The 1,070-nt window shown below is 64.1% G+C and carries 2 protein-coding genes; both read right to left on the reverse strand.

Going from position 1 to position 1,070, the window contains the following annotated elements; genetic code table 11:
- A partial coding sequence (locus ACGF5C_RS35145; RefSeq protein WP_393308785.1) for a beta-ketoacyl synthase N-terminal-like domain-containing protein occupies positions 1 to 489 on the reverse strand: 489 nt, incomplete at its 3' end.
- Positions 490 to 527: 38 nt separating this feature from the next.
- Positions 528 to 779, reverse strand: a complete 252-nt coding sequence (locus ACGF5C_RS35150; RefSeq protein WP_393308787.1) for an acyl carrier protein — start codon at positions 777 to 779, stop codon at positions 528 to 530.
- Positions 780 to 1,070: the final 291 nt, after the last annotated feature.

Genomic DNA, 1,070 nt, shown 5'->3' on the forward strand with positions numbered 1-1,070 from the left:
GCAGGCTGTCGGGATGGTCACCGCCTCGACATCGGTCAAGGTCAGCTCGCGTGCGATGCTGGTCGACAAGCGGCTGACGGGGATGCGGCGGGCGAGTGCGGGCGCCATCGCGTCCGGTCCGTCGTCGATCCAGGACCGCATCATCCGGTCGAGATCTCGCGACTCCCCATCGGTCGTACCCACCGCCACCAGGCCCCGGCGATCGTGCAGACGGTCACCGTCCAGGCCGGCATCGGCGAGTGCCATCCGAGCTGCGACGACAGCGAATTGTGTTGTCCGGCCGAATTCTTCGGCGCGCGTGCCCAGCCATTGTTCGGGCGCGAAATCCGCTACCTCGCAGCCAATTTTATTCGGATACCCGGCGGTGTCGAACGCCGTGATCGGCGCCGCCCCCTGCCGCCCGCAGCGCAATGCGTCGAGAAATTCGTCCGCTCCGATACCCACACTGGTTATCGCGCCGAGGCCGGTAACGACAACCCTGCGCCTCATGAGGTTTCCGGTTTCGTCATCGCGACTCGTCCCGGCCTTCAGGCCGCCTTGGCTTCGGCAACAACCGAATAGACGCCCTCCAGATTGACCAGCCGCTCCAGCTCGGACTGATCGATCGTAATTTTGAATGTCCGTTCGAGCTGCGCAAGAATTTCGATCGCCAGCAGCGAGTCGGCGCCATGATCGTCTTTGAACAGACTGCTGTCGGAAACCTCCTCGGGTTCCAGTTCGAGGATCGTGCACACGGTTTCCTTGATGCGATCTTTTTCCGCAGGGGCGAGCACAGGCATGGATCGATTCCTTTCCGAACGCCCCGATCGAAGACAGGTGATCGGGTCGATTTCAACCTAGCGTCGAATCGCTCCGCCGCACCCCGCCTGACATTTAACTGCCACCCGCGCCGAAGCGCCCTTGCGGGCAATAGCTGCTGCACTGGCAGCAAGTCGTCGGCAGCCGGTTCGCCGGCGGGACTCCGCTACGACCCGTACAGCTCGGCGCGCATCTGCTCCGGGCTCCGGCCGTACCGGCGCTGGAAGGCTTCGCGGAAACGGCGTGTGGTGGTGAACCCGGTGTGGTGCGCG

The organism is Micromonospora sp. NPDC047620 (genome assembly GCF_043205005.1).
Taxonomy (GTDB): Bacteria; Actinomycetota; Actinomycetes; order Mycobacteriales; family Micromonosporaceae; genus Micromonospora.